General features: G+C 49.3%; 18 protein-coding genes. 11 read left to right on the top strand and 7 right to left on the bottom strand.

The window, feature by feature from the left end:
* The first annotated feature begins 458 nt into the window (after positions 1-458).
* Entirely contained in the window at positions 459-2,216 is a 1,758-nt protein-coding gene (locus tag BHE81_RS21755) for a hypothetical protein (RefSeq protein ID WP_149888828.1), read from the top strand.
* 154 nt (positions 2,217-2,370) lie between these two features.
* Here BHE81_RS21755 and BHE81_RS21750 read toward each other — a convergent pair whose 3' ends face one another.
* Genes BHE81_RS21750 through BHE81_RS21730 form a run of 5 tightly spaced genes read right to left on the bottom strand, consistent with a single transcriptional unit; the run spans position 2,371 to position 5,089 of the window.
* On the bottom strand, positions 2,371-2,811 hold the full coding sequence (locus BHE81_RS21750) for a hypothetical protein (protein WP_049114851.1): 441 nt from the start codon (positions 2,809-2,811) through the stop codon (positions 2,371-2,373).
* A 13-nt stretch (positions 2,812-2,824) separates the two neighbouring features.
* Entirely contained in the window at positions 2,825-3,370 is a 546-nt protein-coding gene (locus tag BHE81_RS21745) for a replication protein P (RefSeq protein ID WP_223176365.1), read from the bottom strand.
* Positions 3,282-4,265, bottom strand: a complete 984-nt coding sequence (locus BHE81_RS28845; protein ID WP_049114853.1) for a DnaT-like ssDNA-binding domain-containing protein — start codon at positions 4,263-4,265, stop codon at positions 3,282-3,284. Before BHE81_RS28845 ends, BHE81_RS21745 begins: the two co-directional genes overlap by 89 nt.
* Positions 4,266-4,316: 51 nt before the next feature.
* Entirely contained in the window at positions 4,317-4,871 is a 555-nt protein-coding gene (locus BHE81_RS21735; RefSeq protein WP_014907826.1) for a toxin YdaT family protein, read from the bottom strand.
* A 2-nt stretch (positions 4,872-4,873) separates the two neighbouring features.
* Positions 4,874-5,089 (bottom strand): transcriptional regulator, encoded by a 216-nt coding sequence (locus tag BHE81_RS21730; RefSeq protein WP_012542199.1) that lies wholly within the window; start codon positions 5,087-5,089, stop codon positions 4,874-4,876.
* Positions 5,090-5,190: 101 nt separating this feature from the next.
* Between BHE81_RS21730 and BHE81_RS21725 the strand changes: the two genes are divergently transcribed.
* Positions 5,191-5,580, top strand: a complete 390-nt coding sequence (locus tag BHE81_RS21725) for a helix-turn-helix domain-containing protein (protein WP_012542200.1) — start codon at positions 5,191-5,193, stop codon at positions 5,578-5,580.
* 347 nt (positions 5,581-5,927) lie between these two features.
* Here BHE81_RS21725 and BHE81_RS21720 read toward each other — a convergent pair whose 3' ends face one another.
* Positions 5,928-6,386 (bottom strand): hypothetical protein, encoded by a 459-nt coding sequence (locus BHE81_RS21720; protein WP_223602317.1) that lies wholly within the window; start codon positions 6,384-6,386, stop codon positions 5,928-5,930.
* Positions 6,387-6,632: 246 nt separating this feature from the next.
* Between BHE81_RS21720 and BHE81_RS21715 the strand changes: the two genes are divergently transcribed.
* The 5 genes from BHE81_RS21715 (at position 6,633) to BHE81_RS21695 (ending at position 10,900) form a co-directional block, all read left to right on the top strand.
* Positions 6,633-6,827, top strand: coding sequence for a DUF1482 family protein (locus tag BHE81_RS21715; protein WP_016160636.1), 195 nt, complete (start codon positions 6,633-6,635; stop codon positions 6,825-6,827).
* Positions 6,828-6,869: 42 nt separating this feature from the next.
* Positions 6,870-7,214 carry an Rrf2 family transcriptional regulator gene (locus tag BHE81_RS21710; protein WP_014228879.1) on the top strand — a complete coding sequence of 115 codons (345 nt, stop codon included), beginning with the start codon at positions 6,870-6,872 and terminating at the stop codon, positions 7,212-7,214.
* Between the two features lie 141 nt (positions 7,215-7,355).
* Entirely contained in the window at positions 7,356-9,494 is a 2,139-nt protein-coding gene (locus BHE81_RS21705; protein WP_032444800.1) for an exonuclease, read from the top strand.
* Between the two features lie 52 nt (positions 9,495-9,546).
* Positions 9,547-9,792: an excisionase gene (locus tag BHE81_RS21700; protein ID WP_012542206.1), complete on the top strand. Its 246-nt coding sequence runs from the start codon at positions 9,547-9,549 to the stop codon at positions 9,790-9,792.
* Entirely contained in the window at positions 9,773-10,900 is a 1,128-nt protein-coding gene (locus BHE81_RS21695; RefSeq protein WP_032418030.1) for a site-specific integrase, read from the top strand. Before BHE81_RS21700 ends, BHE81_RS21695 begins: the two co-directional genes overlap by 20 nt.
* 117 nt (positions 10,901-11,017) lie before the next feature.
* Here BHE81_RS21695 and icd read toward each other — a convergent pair whose 3' ends face one another.
* Positions 11,018-12,268 (bottom strand): NADP-dependent isocitrate dehydrogenase, encoded by a 1,251-nt coding sequence (gene icd / locus BHE81_RS21690; RefSeq protein WP_004150800.1) that lies wholly within the window; start codon positions 12,266-12,268, stop codon positions 11,018-11,020.
* Positions 12,269-12,508: 240 nt separating this feature from the next.
* Between icd and rluE the strand changes: the two genes are divergently transcribed.
* Genes rluE through hflD form a run of 4 tightly spaced genes read left to right on the top strand, consistent with a single transcriptional unit; the run spans position 12,509 to position 15,493 of the window.
* A complete protein-coding gene (gene rluE / locus BHE81_RS21685) occupies positions 12,509-13,159 on the top strand; it encodes a 23S rRNA pseudouridine(2457) synthase RluE (RefSeq protein WP_004150801.1) in 651 nt (216 codons plus the stop codon).
* Between the two features lie 16 nt (positions 13,160-13,175).
* Positions 13,176-13,634 (top strand): NUDIX hydrolase, encoded by a 459-nt coding sequence (locus BHE81_RS21680; protein WP_004150802.1) that lies wholly within the window; start codon positions 13,176-13,178, stop codon positions 13,632-13,634.
* Positions 13,635-13,690: 56 nt separating this feature from the next.
* Positions 13,691-14,797: a tRNA 2-thiouridine(34) synthase MnmA gene (gene mnmA / locus BHE81_RS21675; protein ID WP_004150803.1), complete on the top strand. Its 1,107-nt coding sequence runs from the start codon at positions 13,691-13,693 to the stop codon at positions 14,795-14,797.
* 54 nt (positions 14,798-14,851) lie between these two features.
* The gene (hflD, locus tag BHE81_RS21670; protein ID WP_004140557.1) at positions 14,852-15,493 is read left to right on the top strand and encodes a high frequency lysogenization protein HflD; all 642 of its coding nucleotides are present in this window, start codon (positions 14,852-14,854) and stop codon (positions 15,491-15,493) included.
* Position 15,494: the final 1 nt, after the last annotated feature.

Raw genomic sequence — 15,494 nt, 5'->3', positions numbered from 1 at the left:
ATCGGCAGGTCCGTTGTGAGCGATCTACGGAAGTTAGTTTGTCGAAGCTTTATAAAAGTGAATCGTTCAATATAATAAGATGCTTACTTAACGTCAGCCTTGAATTTCTCTAGTGTCCTTGGCAGTAGTACCAAACTGGGAGGGACTGCAGCAGGGCAAAGTCAGGCCTGTTAAAGTCAAGCTTTGGTTTACTGGAACGTAGTGGGATTATGTATTTCCCGTTATCATAGCATACGGCGCACATGAAACATGTTTATCAACTATTTTCCAACATGAATGATTGAGAAATTTGACGCATGCAATAAGACGGCGGTTTGGCTTTTACACCGGAATTTATAAACGGTGAAAATGATGAATAAACCCTTGCTGCAATTTTAAATTATTTTTTTGTTCGATGTATGTTACTTTCGCTTCATAATACACCTATTGACTCATCCTTATAGCAATGGCAGATGAAAATGAAAAAAGAAAACCCAGTTAGAAATTTGGTAGCTAGCATCTTTGAGTTGGAATTGCAAGACATAGTGGAGAATATTGGTGCAAGCTCAGATACCCTTCACATGCTAGGTGAATTTGCTGAGTTTATGTATAGAAATGATCGCTTTACTGAAGGAGAGAAAATTAGGACTGCAAATGAAATTCTTGTCCCTTTACTATTGGAGCGATATAAATCCAGTGATGGTCCACAAAAAAATTACGAACCTTCAGATTATGTCGAGACATTTAATTTTTTGAGGGCATATAATACATTGAAAGATGCAGTGTTTTATTCATATGCCGATGATGAAGTTGTTGCGTGGAGCATGAAAAATAACAATATCAAGGTTACTTTAAATGACGATTCAATTTTAAGACAATATGCTTCGGAATTTATGACTTTTAGTTTAAACTCACGGCACGCGCCTTACGATCAAACAGAGGCTAATCCAGAAGAACTCCTTCAAGGTACTAAACATTTCGACTTAAGTAACCCTAATGTAGAAAAGGCTTTTGCCGCTATAGAGAGCATTGCGGACTGGAAAATAAATTTTTATTTTTCTTATATACCTGAAAATAGTGATGTGATGCTTGATGGATATAAGTATTCTACATTCATTGGAATTTACAAATCCTTGTTAATACTAGCGTTGTATGAACGATACTTCTCCAAAGCAAACAACGTTTCTGGAGTTATTACCTATAAGGAAGATGAACTTTTGGGGCAGGCTATGCAACAATATCCCGAAGAAAGTCCAGAGAGAGTGAAAAAGATATTCCAAGATATAGCAGTATCATCAAGATCAACATTCAACTACATAGCGTCAGAAAATAAGTATCTGCTGAACCCTACATGTTTTTCACTGGTAGATGGTATTTCAAACATGTTGAGGTATTTTGCCAAGAATAACCCAGATGGTTTTTCGAACAACATTTCTGAAATAATGGGTAAAGGATTAGTTAAGAAGATTAGGTCAAAGTTCGAGCAATATGCCAACTACAAATTGTATAGCGATGTGAAACTAGATGAATTTGATCCTAAACTGCCAGATATAGATTTATTCGCAATATCATATGAGCCATCACTCGGGTTTCATGTTTTTGTTGGCGAAGTGAAAAACAATTTACCCGCCGTGTGGGCTAAAGATTATCTCAAAGCTAATGGAGCAAAGGGCTTTATCACAAAAGCCATATCGCAAATAGAGAATATAAGTGGCTTCTTGAAAACGGATAATGGGTTAAAGTTTATTCATAAGTTCGCTGTTGAAGCATTTCCGAGCCTAGACATAGATCATCTTTTCCCACATGGAATATGCATCGTTGTTGATACAATAATAATCTCTTCTCAAAGCATAGGGATGTTTTTCCCCGAAAACACTATTCCAATTATAGATGGGGATACATTAGGTCATATTATAGATGAAAGTGATGGCGATACTAACTATATCCTGTTCCACCTAAGAGGACATAGTAAGTTTATTGATGAATGTACCAAGCGTGCAACTGAGGAAATATCTGTCGGTGATTACAAAATAGAATATGATATAATTTCTCTGGATAAGTTTTACGGCCTCGCTAATAATAAATTTGTGTCTGTTGGTGCTATTGAAAAGCTAGAGAAAGAATCTTTGGATTTGGGATATACAATGGCTGGTTCGCTGAGACACTTGGGTAATGAAGAGTATTTCATGAATAGCGAAGACTGGCCGCAAAACATATCTCTTTTTGTTATCCACTAAAGAGCTGACTTGCTCCGCTTAAACTAACATACCGTGTGCCAACAATGTCCGCTGTTGGCACTCAGCGGACATCTCAGCTTTGCTCCACCCCGGAATAATTAAACTTAGCTTTGATATCCCTTACCAGCTGCTGTTGATTCCATTTTCTGCATAATCAGCACCTCGCCGCATTGCGCAGGCAGCGGTTACGCATTTTGGCAAGCAACCAGAGTTCGTTTGCTGTTGTAGCCATCCCAAGCGTCGATGTGTAAACAGTCGCAGCCCGGCGCCACAGATTTTTATCTTCCAGCGTCTTAGCCAGGGAAAGTGCGTCCTGGACTTTTTGCACATTCTCTTCAGATAATTGTGTTGCAGCCTGCGGCAGGGAAACATCGGGAACCTCAACGCCTGCAACAATTCGGTAAACATACTGGCAGCCGTTATGTATACGATGGAGTTTTCCCACGGCATGTAGCTGCCGCAGCAAGTTACCTGCTGTACTGGCTTGCAAGTCCAGCGCATCGCAGACATCCTGCAGGACGCATTCTGGCGTCCTGCTAACGATGGCAAGCACCATCTGTGCTTTGGTTACTTTGGTTTTTGATTGTTTGGTCATGGTCAAAACTCGTTTACTTGGTTAAACCTGCCGCCTTGCGGCGTTTGTACTCTTCCATCAGAACCTGCGCTGGCGTCGGCCCTGCTGGATGCCTCGGTGCTGCCAACTGCCGACGAATCGGGGGAATCGAAAACCCGTTAGCCAGGTGTTTGGTCCATTTCGTGAGTAAGTTTTCTGCCAGTTTTTTCAGTTCTCCCTCAGTCAGGTTCCTCTCAACTCCGGTTCTGCGCATCTCAATGCAAATGTGATACATAACATCCTGTTTCCATGGGTATTTGTCGCTGCCCGAGTATCGGTAAGACTCATTCCTCCAGCGCTTGTATTCCGCCATTACAGATTCGGATGTCAGATTGAACGGGTTAGCACCGCTGGCAGATACAAGAGCAACGAATTCAGCCAGATCCGGTGGCCATGTGTTACCCGCGGCGCAGCGCTCCATGCACTGACTGCAGACCAGAGTAATCTGGGCTTCACTCATCGATCCAATCTGGGCAATCCACATATCCGAGGGCGCCGCCCCGTTCTTCTGGGTCCACCGGTTCGAAAATATTTCCCCCATGACTGTCCATAGCCGCCATGCTGTATCCGCCGCCAACAAGTCCGTTTTGCTTTTCCCAGCGTTCTCTGGCTGCCTGAATTTCCTGAACTGCCCGGGATGCGGTGTTAACTGGTTGAATTCCTGCATGGTCTTTACCTCCGGTTGCTGGTTGTGGTTTAGATTTGGCTCTGGCACTTATCACGCTGCGGGCAAATTTCTGCTCCCACTGAATCTGAGTGAACACTTTCCCCTCGGATTTCCAGTACGCGGTGAACTCTGCCAGCTCTGTCGGCAGGTATGCCGGTTCGGGAAGCGCTATACCCCAGGTAGCAGCCAGTCGCGGCCAGTCCTGTGACGGCAGCCAAAGGTCGTGCATGGCGAATTTCCCGATCGGAATATCCACTCCAGGCAGATACTGAGGTTGCTGGGGAAAATTTCTCTCCTGCGCATAGAGAGTGGGGTTTGATCCTTTTCCCTTCCCTTCCCTTCCTTTTCCGTCAGTGAGTCCTCCATGAGGATTCACCGAGTCCTCACTGAGCCCTCCTTGATTAGGAGCTCTCTTTTCTTCCTTTCCTGCCTTAGACTCAGTGAATTCTGGCGGAAGAGGTATTTTTGAGGCCGAAGGCCTGTTTATTTTTTGATGCTTAAGGAAACCTTTAATCTGCAAATAGCAGACATCATTCACTGAATACTCAGTGAGTAATCCATGAGTAATCAGTTCCTGTATTAGTGGTTCGCAATCGAGCGCGTCCGCAGGGAAGATTTGCATCTTCAACCGTTTTGGCGAACGCTCAAGGCATCCCATATCGTTGGCGAAGTTGAACAACCCGATAAACAGGAGACGCGCTGGAATTGAACATTCCACCACCTTCTCATCTGTCCAGAATTCAGGTTTAACTGTTCTGATGCGGGCCATCTGAAACCTCTTATTAACCAGCTGGTGCTGGTGGTCATTGTCAAAACTCGATTAGAAAAACTGCGGCGCTACGGCGCTGATGCTCGCCAGTAGTGGTCCCGCCGCATCTGCAGGGAGCATGTTAAAAAGTGCAATTGCAGCTTCCCGTATTTCACGCTCTAGTTTCTGCAGAGGTGCGCCAAGTAACTTGGCCTGGTGCGCTTCGCTGCATTCTTTGATTGCATTGGCCACCAGCTCAGTTTCAGTTAAGCCATGTTTTAGGCCATGTTTGCGCGCGATCTCTATCGGCATTGCATCAGCGATCGCCGCCGAAAGCTGGATGACATAACTGGTGTACTTCTCTGAACCGCCCTCGTTTTTCAGGTAGCGATACAGATTTTGTTTATTGACGCTGATACCGCGCCCGTTTTGTTTCTCCCACTGTTCGGCCACCAGCTGCGCGACGTGGTCTTGCGCACGCCCAGGTAATGAGGACTCCCATTCCTGAACGGCGGCCAAAATGGCTCGGCATTTCTTGCCGTCACGCCGACGGGGCAAATACTGATTTTCCGTTTTCAGTTGCATACTCATCACCGGAGTATGATTTTCAAAAGAGGTGGTTTGCATGGTCACTCCTTAGGTATTCCATCCGTCGGATTCGGATATAGATCAGGACGTAATTCATGAGGCGTAACGCCCGTTGCATTAAAAACCTGTAAAACTCGCGATGAAGGCACAATACCTTTTGTTTTCCACTGACTTACTGCCATGCCGCTTACTCCAAGCGTTGATGCTAATTTATTGGCTGAGCCAGCTACTCGAATTGCGTTATCAAGGGCTGTCATATCTATCTCCTCGTTAAGTTAGGCATAATAAAGCATAGGTTTATATTCAATGCAAATTTTTAATTTATTGTGACTATAAACTAAACCTTTACAATGGGCTTATGAAAAACACTGAAGAACTCAACAACCAACTGATTGCTCGTTTGGAAGAAATTACTCAAAGAGGGATCAGCAAGGCGGATATGGCTCGCATTGCTGGAGTTACACCTCAAGCGGTGAATGGGTGGTTTAAGAAAGGAGTAATCAGTAAAAAGTCCGCAATTGCCCTCGCGGAAGCTGCCAATGTGTCTGTAACTTGGTTGCTTGGAGAGAAAGTATCTGAAGATTCAGGCCTCAAGCCAAATGAGAGCAAAATGTTACGTCTGTTTAGGCAGTTACCTGAGGCTGAACAAGAGAGAATGATCGATACGTTTGAAGTTCGCCTAAAAGAAATCGATGATTATGTTGAGAAATATCTCCGTGGTCGATTTAAGGCTAGCGACACTAACTAACATCTCTGATCTCACCCCATGAAACCGGCAAATGCCGGTTTTTTTTTGCCTGCCGCGCAGCCTCAATCACTCCAACAGCTCCCCTGTCTCGATTAAAGCAAAAGTTTGCATCTGTATAAATCCAATGTTGACATCAAACATAAACCAATGCTTTAATCATTCCATCGCAGCAAGTCATCGAGGCAGGAAGCCCACGAAGTAGCTGCCGGCGGCATACGAAACACCGGATGAGATGACGACAAGAAGAATTCGCAGCAGGTTATAACGTTCCGCCGGCCGGCGTTACAGGCATGAGATAGGGCATCACTATGAGAATAGATATATCCAAGATAGGGAAAATTTACTTTTTACTCGTCTCCCCAATCAAACTCTCTGTCGCGCAGGAATTGGAGGCCCGATTCGGAGACCGCGTAATCATTGCAGCTTTTGGTACTGATATCACGTCCATGGGCCTGGCACCAGGTGATGAAATCGTAAGTGCTGGCTACCACCTTCACAGCCTGGATACCGCTGTTTTCGTAGCGCTCCACCATGCTATCGGTGCGGATACGCCAGTCGTGGTAGTCAAAGGGAAGGACGTAAGCATCTGAAAGGATTTTTTGGAATTCTTCGTAGTGAGCGGGATTTTCGTACCAGAAGACAGGTATAGGGCTACGAGACATTTTGCTCTCTTTTATTTGGCTGTGTGAGAGCGCCAAGAATACCACCGAGCCTGAAGTGGTGAAAAGACAGGCATGACGACTAGTAGGGTTTGCAATGCGGTGAATGCGGCTATGCGCACGCGACACAGTTAAAAAAGTAAACATGGCGGTTATTCACACGTTGTGGGGAAAAAGTTGTCGGCGGTAGTTGTTAACTGGCTGCCGTCACCGGGAGGCACCCGGCGCCGCATTGCAAAACCACATCCTAATACTGAGTTAACTGGAGATAACTATGAAGGATTTTGCCCGAGTACCTACCGGTAACCAGGCGACCCGCCTGAACTGGTTCGAGGTGAGACTACGCCAGCTGTGTTACTTGCTGGCGCAGAAAGGAAACCCTGAGGCTGAGGCATGAATACCCTGTTTGCCCTTGTCATCAGCGTTTGTGCTCTCACTGGTGAATGCTCTGATGTTCTGATCGGTGTTTATCCATCAGAGGCCAGTTGCAACAGCAACGCCGATGAACAAAAAGTACAGGGCCAGTGCCTCCCCTACCGAAATGCACAAAACATGGCTGACGACCAACAGCCTGCAGTGAGTTTTTGAATCGAGTTTTGACCAATGGCCGTTACGGCCGGAGAAGTGATTATGGAATTTGGAATGAAACGCGTTCTGGCATCTGTCCAGGCCGCCGCCACTTTGAATAAGCTCTATGACGGCTCGCCCGTTTCACTGACGGCCATCAGTAAAGAGTCAAAGCTGTCTACTTCATACCTTGAGCAGATCTTCAAAAAGCTGCGGGCGGGTAACCTGGTAATTTCACAGCGCGGCCCAGGTGGTGGTTATAGCCCCCGCGGCGATGACATCACAGTTACAGAAGTGATCACTGCGGTATCTAAACTGCCAGCCCATAAAACTTTTGAGCCTATCCTGCGAGCGCTTGACGACGTTCGCGTATCACAGCTGCTGCGGGGCGATTCGCCAGCCCCATAAAGCACAAAACCCGCGCAAGGCGGGTTAAGTACCCGGTCAGCCGACCAAAGCTTTCCGGAATCGAGTTTTGACCAATGACCACCACCAGGGCGGCTGCCATCAGCTGCCGGGTATCTTACAATCCAAAGGAGCCCAAACGCAATGAACAACTACCCGTATCTCATTAAAGCGAAGGCAAAAGCAAACGAAGCGAAAAGTCTCTTCTGCTGGTTCTCTGCTAAATCCGATTCTCGCGCCGAGCGCAAAATCCTGGACATCCTGGAAGACGCTGAAATTAACGTTGGCCGCGGCGCCAGCCATCAGCTGCCGATCCGCACCAACTGGCTCATCGTTGATGACTTACCGGAAGAAGGTGTACTGGATAACACCTGGTGCGATCGCTACGAGCTTGGTGGTGAAGACGGGCTGACATGGCAAAAAATCGTTGCGCCAGCGGCTGCTGAACCACAGCCCTCCAGTAAACCAGAATACGATATCTCTCCTGCAAATAGCGATGAAGAGGACTATTCGAACAATGAAGAAGCACTCTTCAACCTGGCGGAAATGTCATTCCGCACGCAGCTGCTTGCCCAGTATATGGCCGACGAGCGTCACGTGTATCACATTAGCATTCCTCATCGTAACCGCCTTTCAGCGATGGAAATGGATACGGATAATCACGGTGTGCAGAATCTACTGCTGACGGCAGAAAATATTCCGGAGCTTAAAAAATATGATATGCCTGGCCTGTGGAAATTTACCAGTGCATTTAAGAGCGTATTTCCTGTGGGGAAACGCCATGAGCTCGGCAAGCAAATTCAGTTCGCCAAATTGTGGCTTGAAACGTCGCACATTGACCGCGGGATCCTTACAAAGGAATGGGCTGCTGGAAACTATATCACCTCAATAAACAAAACAGATACCGGCGCCAATGCTGGTGGCGGTAACAAAACTGACCGCAATCCGGATTATCAGCATTCGCTGGATACTCTGGACATAGAGATCGCCCTTGCGACGATGCCTATGGATTTTGATATCTATAATTTTCCGGCATCAGTCCACCGCCGCGCGAAGGAAATAGTACAGAAGAAAGAAAGTCCATTTAAAGAATGGTCTGCAGCATTACGGAGCACACCAGGCATCCTTGATTATTCCCGTGCAGCGATTTTTGCACTGATCAGGGAAGCATCCAGTGGAATAACTCCTTTTCCAGATCGGTTGCGTGGCTACATCAACGCGAATCTGACTGAACATAAGCATGATACCCCAAGCGCTGAAACGCTTGCCAAGGCGGGGCATATTCCATCTGCTGCAGTCACTCTGGATGCAATAAACCATGCAATCGCCGGAGAGGATAGCAGCGCAAAGCTGGAAACACTCTCCTCCGACTTTAAAGCAGTTGGTACCGAACTGGTAAAAGAGGCTCAAAAGCAACGTCCGGACGCTAATCAGGTTCTGGCCTCCGAGCGCGGCGAATATGTTGAAGGGATTAGCGACCCTACGGATCCGAAGTGGGTAACCGAAGACCTTACCAAGACCAGGCAGCCTGAAGTTTCAAAAATTGGGGACGGAGTATTTTCCATTGACGGTCTTGTTGACGTTACGGGCAAGGTTAACCAAAAAGAAAAAACAGATGAAGTTGTTCATCAAACGGATGCTGTAGATATTGAATCCGGTCATCATAATAAGGAGGAAGATCAGCCAATTGATTATGTTCACGTTATGGTTGATCTGGAAACCATGGGTAAAAAACATAACGCCCCTATCGTCGCTATTGGTGCGGTTGTTTTTGACCCGGCAACCGGCTCTATTGGAGAAAGTTTCTATAAAGTCGTATGCCTTGAATCCTCTGTGAACTGGGGCGCCGTAATCGATCCATCTACTGTTATCTGGTGGCTTAAGCAGTCCTCCGAAGCACGCTCTGCGATCGTAAATGATGATGCTATCCCGTTGCTGGATGTATTACTCCAGTTCAGAGAATTTGTCTCTGATAATGTTGCTGGCGGGAGCAAAAAGGCACAGGTATGGGGTAACGGTGCGTCATTCGATAACTCCATTCTGCGTTCTTCTTACGATTGCATTGCTGAAGATTATCCGTGGGAATACTGGAACGATCGGGACGTACGAACAATGGTAGAGCTCGGCCAGGCCATTGGCTTCGACCCCAAAACAACGATCCCGTTTGAAGGTGATCGTCACAATGCCCTCGCTGATGCTATTCATCAGGCCCGCTATGTATCAGCAATCTGGCAGCGAATAATTTCCGGCAATCAGGTGCTGCAAAAATTGATGCAAAACTGATTTTTTATTTTCAGATACTGGCCCAGCAATGGGCCATAATGAGGTAAAACATATGCTCCAGATGTTAACCCTTGAAGAGTGGGCAAACGAGAAATACAGAAGCAATCCTCCAAGTGTTTCCACTCTCAGGAATTATGCTAAACAGAATATGTTTTCTCCCCCAGCCAAAAAAGAAGGTCGATTCTGGCGCGTCAGGGAGGATGCTGAGTTGGTCGGTACATTGACCACTCCTGTAGTAAAGAAAAGCGACCCTGTTCTTTTGCAGAGGATTTTGAACGATGGCTGCCAGACCACGTAAAAATAATATATCTATTCCAAATTTATACCCGCTCTACAGTAGAAAGGTTAATAAAGTATACTGGCGTTATAAGCACCCGATAACTGGTAAGTTTCATAGTCTAGGTACAGATGAAGCAGAGGCCACGGCAATAGCTATTGAAGCAAATAAAAGACTGGCGGAACAACAAACCCGCCAGATAATGGCAATCACTGACAGAATATCCACCAACTCAGGAAAATCAATATCAACTAACACCTGGCTTGAACGTTACTGGAAGATTCAGCAGGAAAGATTAAAGTCCGGAGATATTAAAGAAAACACTATCAAACAAAAAGCAAAACCAGTATCTCTGCTTAAGGAACGTGTAGGAATGAAATTAATATCCGCTGTCAATGTTCGAGATGTTGCGCAAATTCTTGATGAATATTTAGCGGAGGGACAACCCAGAATGGCTCAGGTCATTCGCTCTGTCCTAATAGATGTTTTTAAAGAAGCTCAGCATGCGGGAGAAGTACCTCCTGGTTATAACCCTGCACTAGCAACTAAACAACCTCGTAGAAAGATCACTCGCCAGCGCCTCACTCTGGAGGAATGGCAAAAGATTTTTGATATAGCCGATGAAAATCACAAATACATGGGGAACGCCATGCTTTTAGCCATAGTAACAGGACAGCGACTAGGTGATATATCCCGTATGAAATTCTCGGACATCTGGGACGATCATCTACACGTTGAGCAAGAGAAAACCGGAAGCAAAATCGCTATACCATTAGCTCTGCGTTGCAACGCAATCAACTGGAGCCTCCGAGATGTAATCAGTCGTTGCCGGGATTATGCAGTAAGCCCTTATTTGGTTCATTTCTTTAGAACCACCTCACAGGCTGAGCGAGGAGCACAGGTGAAACCCAGAACACTGACCATGAATTTCAGCAAGGCAAGAGACAGTGCAGATATTGACTGGGGACAAGGTACACCGGCAACTTTCCATGAACAAAGATCGCTTTCCGAGCGGTTATATAAAGCCCAAGGTATAAACACGAAAGATTTACTTGGACATAAAACTCAACAACAAACGGATAGGTACCATGATGATCGTGGGAAGGGGTGGACAACGGTGGCCTTATGAGGTTTTTCGGGAGGGGTTTTGATAACTTGTTTTGATAAAATTTTGATAACCGTTCGAAAACTAATAATAAAAACGGGAACCACCAGGTTCCCGTTCTGACATAATCTGGGGGCCAGATTACATGTTCGCGATAATCGCGTCGCCAAACTCTGAACATTTCAGCAGTTTAGCGCCTTCCATCAGACGTTCAAAGTCATAGGTCACGGTCTTGGCGGCGATAGCGCCTTCCATGCCTTTGACGATCAGGTCTGCGGCTTCGAACCACTGCATGTGGCGCAGCATCATCTCTGCGGACAGGATGATGGAGCCCGGGTTAACTTTGTCCTGGCCGGCATACTTCGGCGCAGTACCGTGAGTCGCTTCGAACAGCGCGCACTCGTCACCGATGTTGGCGCCCGGGGCGATACCGATACCGCCAACCTGCGCCGCCAGGGCGTCAGAGATGTAGTCGCCGTTCAGGTTCATACAGGCGATAACGTCGTATTCCGCCGGACGCAGCAGGATCTGCTGCAGGAACGCATCGGCGATCACGTCTTTCACTACGATCTCTTTGCCGGTGTTCGGGTTCTTGATTTTCACCCACGGACCGCCGTCGATCAGCTCGCCGCCGAACTCTTCGCGAGCCAGCTGGTAGCCCCAGTCTTTGAACGCGCCTTCGGTGAACTTCATGATGTTGCCTTTGTGCACCAGAGTGACGGAATCACGATCGTTGGTGATCGCGTATTCAATCGCGGCGCGCACCAGGCGTTTGGTGCCTTCTTCAGAGCACGGCTTGATGCCGATGCCGCAATGTTCCGGGAAGCGAATTTTCTTCACACCCATCTCATCGCGCAGGAATTTGATCACTTTGTCTGCTTCCGCAGAGTCGGCTTTCCACTCGATACCCGCATAGATATCTTCTGAGTTTTCACGGAAGATAACCATGTCGGTCAGTTCCGGGTGTTTAACCGGGCTCGGGGTGCCCTGGTAGTAACGTACCGGACGCAGGCAGACGTAAAGATCCAGCTCCTGGCGCAGCGCCACGTTCAGAGAACGAATGCCGCCGCCGACTGGGGTGGTCAGAGGACCTTTGATAGCAACGCGGTAGTCACGAATCAGATCGAGGGTTTCAGCTGGCAGCCAGACGTCCTGGCCATAGACATGGGTTGATTTCTCACCGGTGTAAACTTCCATCCAGGAAATTTTACGCTCGCCCTTATAGGCTTTCTCAACGGCGGCATCAACCACTTTCAGCATCGCTGGGGTAACGTCAACGCCGATACCGTCACCTTCAATGAACGGGATAATCGGATTGTGAGGGACGTTCAGTTTGCCGTTTTGCAGGGTGATTTTTTGACCTTCCGCCGGAACTACTACTTTGCTTTCCATTAACCTCTCCTTCGAGCGCTTCTGGTTCTGCTCTTCCCTCTTCACGCGAGCCTGGTGTTGGCTGAGTCGGCCAGCTTCGGCGTACCGGGTCTTCCCGCTAACCGGAGCTATCGCGTCCGTGTCGCCTTCCTGCCTGTAGTGCGAATCGGTTTGAGCAATTTTTTGTTAATAATTTGTAATGAGCATGTCAATACTACCTGAATGTTTGCGTCCATGAAAGGCATTCGTAATTAGGCTATAATGCGGCAATTGATAAAGCCTGAAAATACCATGCAGAAAACTTCATTTAGAAAACATCGCGTTGAGCGATTCAGCACACAACAAGTCACCAGACAACGTAAAGAACGCCAGCCAAAAACTGTGATCTTGTTCAACAAACCCTATGATGTGTTGCCGCAATTTACCGATGAAGCCGGGCGCAGCACGCTAAAAGATTTTATTCCGGTGGCGGGCGTCTACGCCGCAGGTCGGCTCGATCGCGACAGCGAAGGCCTGCTGGTGCTGACCAACGACGGCGCGCTGCAGGCGAAGCTGACCCAGCCGGGTAAGCGCACCGGCAAGATCTACTATGTTCAGGTGGAAGGCGAACCCACGCCCGAGGCGCTGACCGCCTTGCGCGACGGCGTCACCCTTAACGACGGCCCCACCCTGCCTGCCGGCGTAGAACTTGTCGAGGAACCCGTCTGGCTGTGGCCGCGCAACCCGCCGATTCGTGAGCGCAAATCGATTCCCACCCGCTGGTTGAAAATCACGCTCTACGAGGGACGCAACCGCCAGGTGCGCCGGATGACCGCCCACGTCGGCTTCCCCACCCTGCGGCTGATCCGCTACGCCATGGGCGGCTATACCCTCGACGGACTGGCCAACGGCGACTGGCGTAAAGCCGAATAACTGAAAAGGAAAAGCGATGTTTAAACCTCATGTCACCGTTGCCTGCGTGGTTCACGCCCAGGATAAATTTCTCATCGTCGAAGAAACCATTAACGGCAAAGCGCTGTGGAACCAGCCGGCGGGCCATCTCGAGGCCAATGAAACGCTGCTGCAGGCCGCCGAACGTGAACTGTGGGAAGAGACCGGCATTCGCGCCACGCCGCAGCACTTCATCCGCATGCATCAGTGGCTGGCTCCCGATAACACGCCGTTTCTGCGCTTCCTGTTCGCCATCGAACTTAGCGATCTGTGCGCCACTGAACCGCACGACAGCGATATCGATCGCTGCCTGTGGCTCAGTGCTGAGGAAATTCTTAACGCGCCGAACCTGCGCTCGCCGCTGGTTGCCGAAAGCATTCGCTGCTACCTGCAGGACCCGCGGCAGCCGCTGTCGCTGATTGGCGCATTTAACTGGCCGTTCACAGGGGGTGAATGAACGGTGAGCGCGTGCTAGAATACGCCGCCTCGAAGTTCAATGTAGCGAGTATTTCCATGTCAGAAAGCCAGAAAAAAGTGATCGTCGGCATGTCCGGCGGCGTCGACTCCTCGGTCTCCGCGTACCTGCTGCTGCAGCAAGGGTATAAGGTGGAAGGCCTGTTCATGAAGAACTGGGAGGAAGACGACGGCGAGGAATACTGCACCGCCGCCGCCGACCTTGCCGATGCGCAAGCGGTCTGCGATAAGCTGGGCATTGAACTGCACACCGTTAACTTTGCCGCCGAATATTGGGATAACGTCTTTGAGCTCTTCCTGGAAGAGTACAAAGCCGGCCGCACGCCGAACCCGGATATTCTGTGCAATAAAGAGATCAAATTTAAAGCCTTCCTCGAGTTTGCTGCCGAAGACCTCGGCGCCGACTACATCGCCACCGGGCACTATGTGCGCCGCGCCGATGTCGACGGTAAAAGCCAGCTGCTGCGAGGACTCGACGGCAACAAAGATCAGAGCTACTTCCTCTACACCCTTAGCCACGAGCAGATTGCCCAGAGCCTGTTCCCGGTGGGTGAACTGGAAAAACCGCAGGTGCGTAAGATCGCCGAAGAGCTGGATCTGATCACCGCGAAGAAAAAAGATTCCACCGGCATCTGCTTTATCGGCGAGCGTAAATTCCGCGATTTCCTTGGCCGCTATCTGCCGGCGCAGCCGGGCAAAATCCTCACCGTCGACGGCGAGGAGATCGGTACCCATCAGGGGCTGATGTACCACACCCTGGGCCAGCGTAAAGGGCTGGGTATCGGCGGCACCAAAGAGGGTAGCGAAGATCCATGGTACGTGGTCGATAAAGACGTTGAGAATAATATTCTTATCGTCGCCCAGGGCCATGACCACCCGCGCCTGATGTCCGTCGGTCTGATTGCCCAACAGCTGCACTGGGTAAACCGTGAACCGCTACAAGGCACCCTGCGCTGCACGGTGAAAACCCGCTATCGCCAGACCGATATCCCCTGCACCGTTACCGCGCTGGATGAAGACCGTATCGAAGTCCGCTTCGATGAGCCGGTCGCGGCGGTGACCCCGGGCCAGTCCGCAGTGTTCTATTTAGGGGAAGTGTGCCTCGGCGGCGGAATTATTGAACAACGACTGCCTCTGCAGTCCTGAACACGCGTTATTTCCGCCGGGACGAACCGCCCTGGCGGCTGACAAGGAGTATGTGTGGCGAAGAATTACTATGACATCACCCTGGCGCTGGCTGGCGTTTGCCAGGCGGCGCGACTGGTTCAGCAACTGGCGCATCAGGGACATTGCGACAGCGATGCCCTGCATGTGTCGCTGAACAGCATCATCGACCTCGATCCTGAGTCGACGCTGGCGGTGTTCGGTGGCAGTGAAGCCAATCTTCGCCTCGGTCTTGAAACGCTGCTCGGGGTGCTCAATACCAGCAGCCGTCAGGGCCTCAATGCGGAACTCACCCGCTATACCCTGAGCCTGATGGTGCTGGAGCGCAAGCTCGCCGCCAGTAAAGGGGCGATGGACACGCTCGGCAACCGCATCGCCGGCCTGCACCGTCAGCTGGAACACTTTGACCTGCAGTCCGAAACGCTGCTCAGCGCCATGGCGGGCATCTATGTCGATGTGATAAGCCCGCTGGGGCCGCGTATTCAGGTGACCGGCTCCCCTGCCGTGCTGCAAAGCCCGCAGGTGCAGGCGAAAGTTCGCTCAGCGCTGCTGGCGGGTATTCGCGCCGCGGTGCTCTGGCATCAGGTGGGCGGCGGACGTCTGCAGCTTATGTTTTCCCGTAATCGTCTGGTTAACCAGGCAAAGCAAATTCTTGCTCATTTAACCCCGGAGTTGTGAT

This window comes from Klebsiella sp. AqSCr (assembly GCF_008452795.1).
Lineage (GTDB): Bacteria > Pseudomonadota > Gammaproteobacteria > Enterobacterales > Enterobacteriaceae > Klebsiella > Klebsiella pneumoniae.
The sequence above is the reverse complement of the archived record's forward strand: the minus strand, read 5'-3'. Positions and strand labels throughout refer to the sequence as shown.

What these genes read in the sequence shown, in the direction of transcription:
- BHE81_RS21710 (WP_014228879.1), top strand. Translation starts at nt 6,870, where the DNA reads ATGGAATTTGGAATGAAACGCGTTCTGGCATCTGTCCAGGCCGCCGCC.
- BHE81_RS21720 (WP_223602317.1), bottom strand. Translation starts at nt 6,386, where the DNA reads ATGTTTACTTTTTTAACTGTGTCGCGTGCGCATAGCCGCATTCACCGC.
- BHE81_RS21735 (WP_014907826.1), bottom strand. Translation starts at nt 4,871, where the DNA reads ATGCAAACCACCTCTTTTGAAAATCATACTCCGGTGATGAGTATGCAA.
- BHE81_RS21755 (WP_149888828.1), top strand. Translation starts at nt 459, where the DNA reads ATGAAAAAAGAAAACCCAGTTAGAAATTTGGTAGCTAGCATCTTTGAG.
- BHE81_RS21730 (WP_012542199.1), bottom strand. Translation starts at nt 5,089, where the DNA reads ATGACAGCCCTTGATAACGCAATTCGAGTAGCTGGCTCAGCCAATAAA.
- BHE81_RS21715 (WP_016160636.1), top strand. Translation starts at nt 6,633, where the DNA reads ATGAATACCCTGTTTGCCCTTGTCATCAGCGTTTGTGCTCTCACTGGT.
- BHE81_RS21725 (WP_012542200.1), top strand. Translation starts at nt 5,191, where the DNA reads ATGAAAAACACTGAAGAACTCAACAACCAACTGATTGCTCGTTTGGAA.
- BHE81_RS21745 (WP_223176365.1), bottom strand. Translation starts at nt 3,370, where the DNA reads ATGGGGGAAATATTTTCGAACCGGTGGACCCAGAAGAACGGGGCGGCG.
- BHE81_RS21700 (WP_012542206.1), top strand. Translation starts at nt 9,547, where the DNA reads ATGCTCCAGATGTTAACCCTTGAAGAGTGGGCAAACGAGAAATACAGA.
- BHE81_RS21750 (WP_049114851.1), bottom strand. Translation starts at nt 2,811, where the DNA reads ATGACCAAACAATCAAAAACCAAAGTAACCAAAGCACAGATGGTGCTT.
- BHE81_RS21695 (WP_032418030.1), top strand. Translation starts at nt 9,773, where the DNA reads ATGGCTGCCAGACCACGTAAAAATAATATATCTATTCCAAATTTATAC.
- icd (WP_004150800.1), bottom strand. Translation starts at nt 12,268, where the DNA reads ATGGAAAGCAAAGTAGTAGTTCCGGCGGAAGGTCAAAAAATCACCCTG.
- rluE (WP_004150801.1), top strand. Translation starts at nt 12,509, where the DNA reads ATGCGGCAATTGATAAAGCCTGAAAATACCATGCAGAAAACTTCATTT.
- BHE81_RS21680 (WP_004150802.1), top strand. Translation starts at nt 13,176, where the DNA reads ATGTTTAAACCTCATGTCACCGTTGCCTGCGTGGTTCACGCCCAGGAT.
- BHE81_RS21705 (WP_032444800.1), top strand. Translation starts at nt 7,356, where the DNA reads ATGAACAACTACCCGTATCTCATTAAAGCGAAGGCAAAAGCAAACGAA.
- BHE81_RS28845 (WP_049114853.1), bottom strand. Translation starts at nt 4,265, where the DNA reads ATGGCCCGCATCAGAACAGTTAAACCTGAATTCTGGACAGATGAGAAG.
- mnmA (WP_004150803.1), top strand. Translation starts at nt 13,691, where the DNA reads ATGTCAGAAAGCCAGAAAAAAGTGATCGTCGGCATGTCCGGCGGCGTC.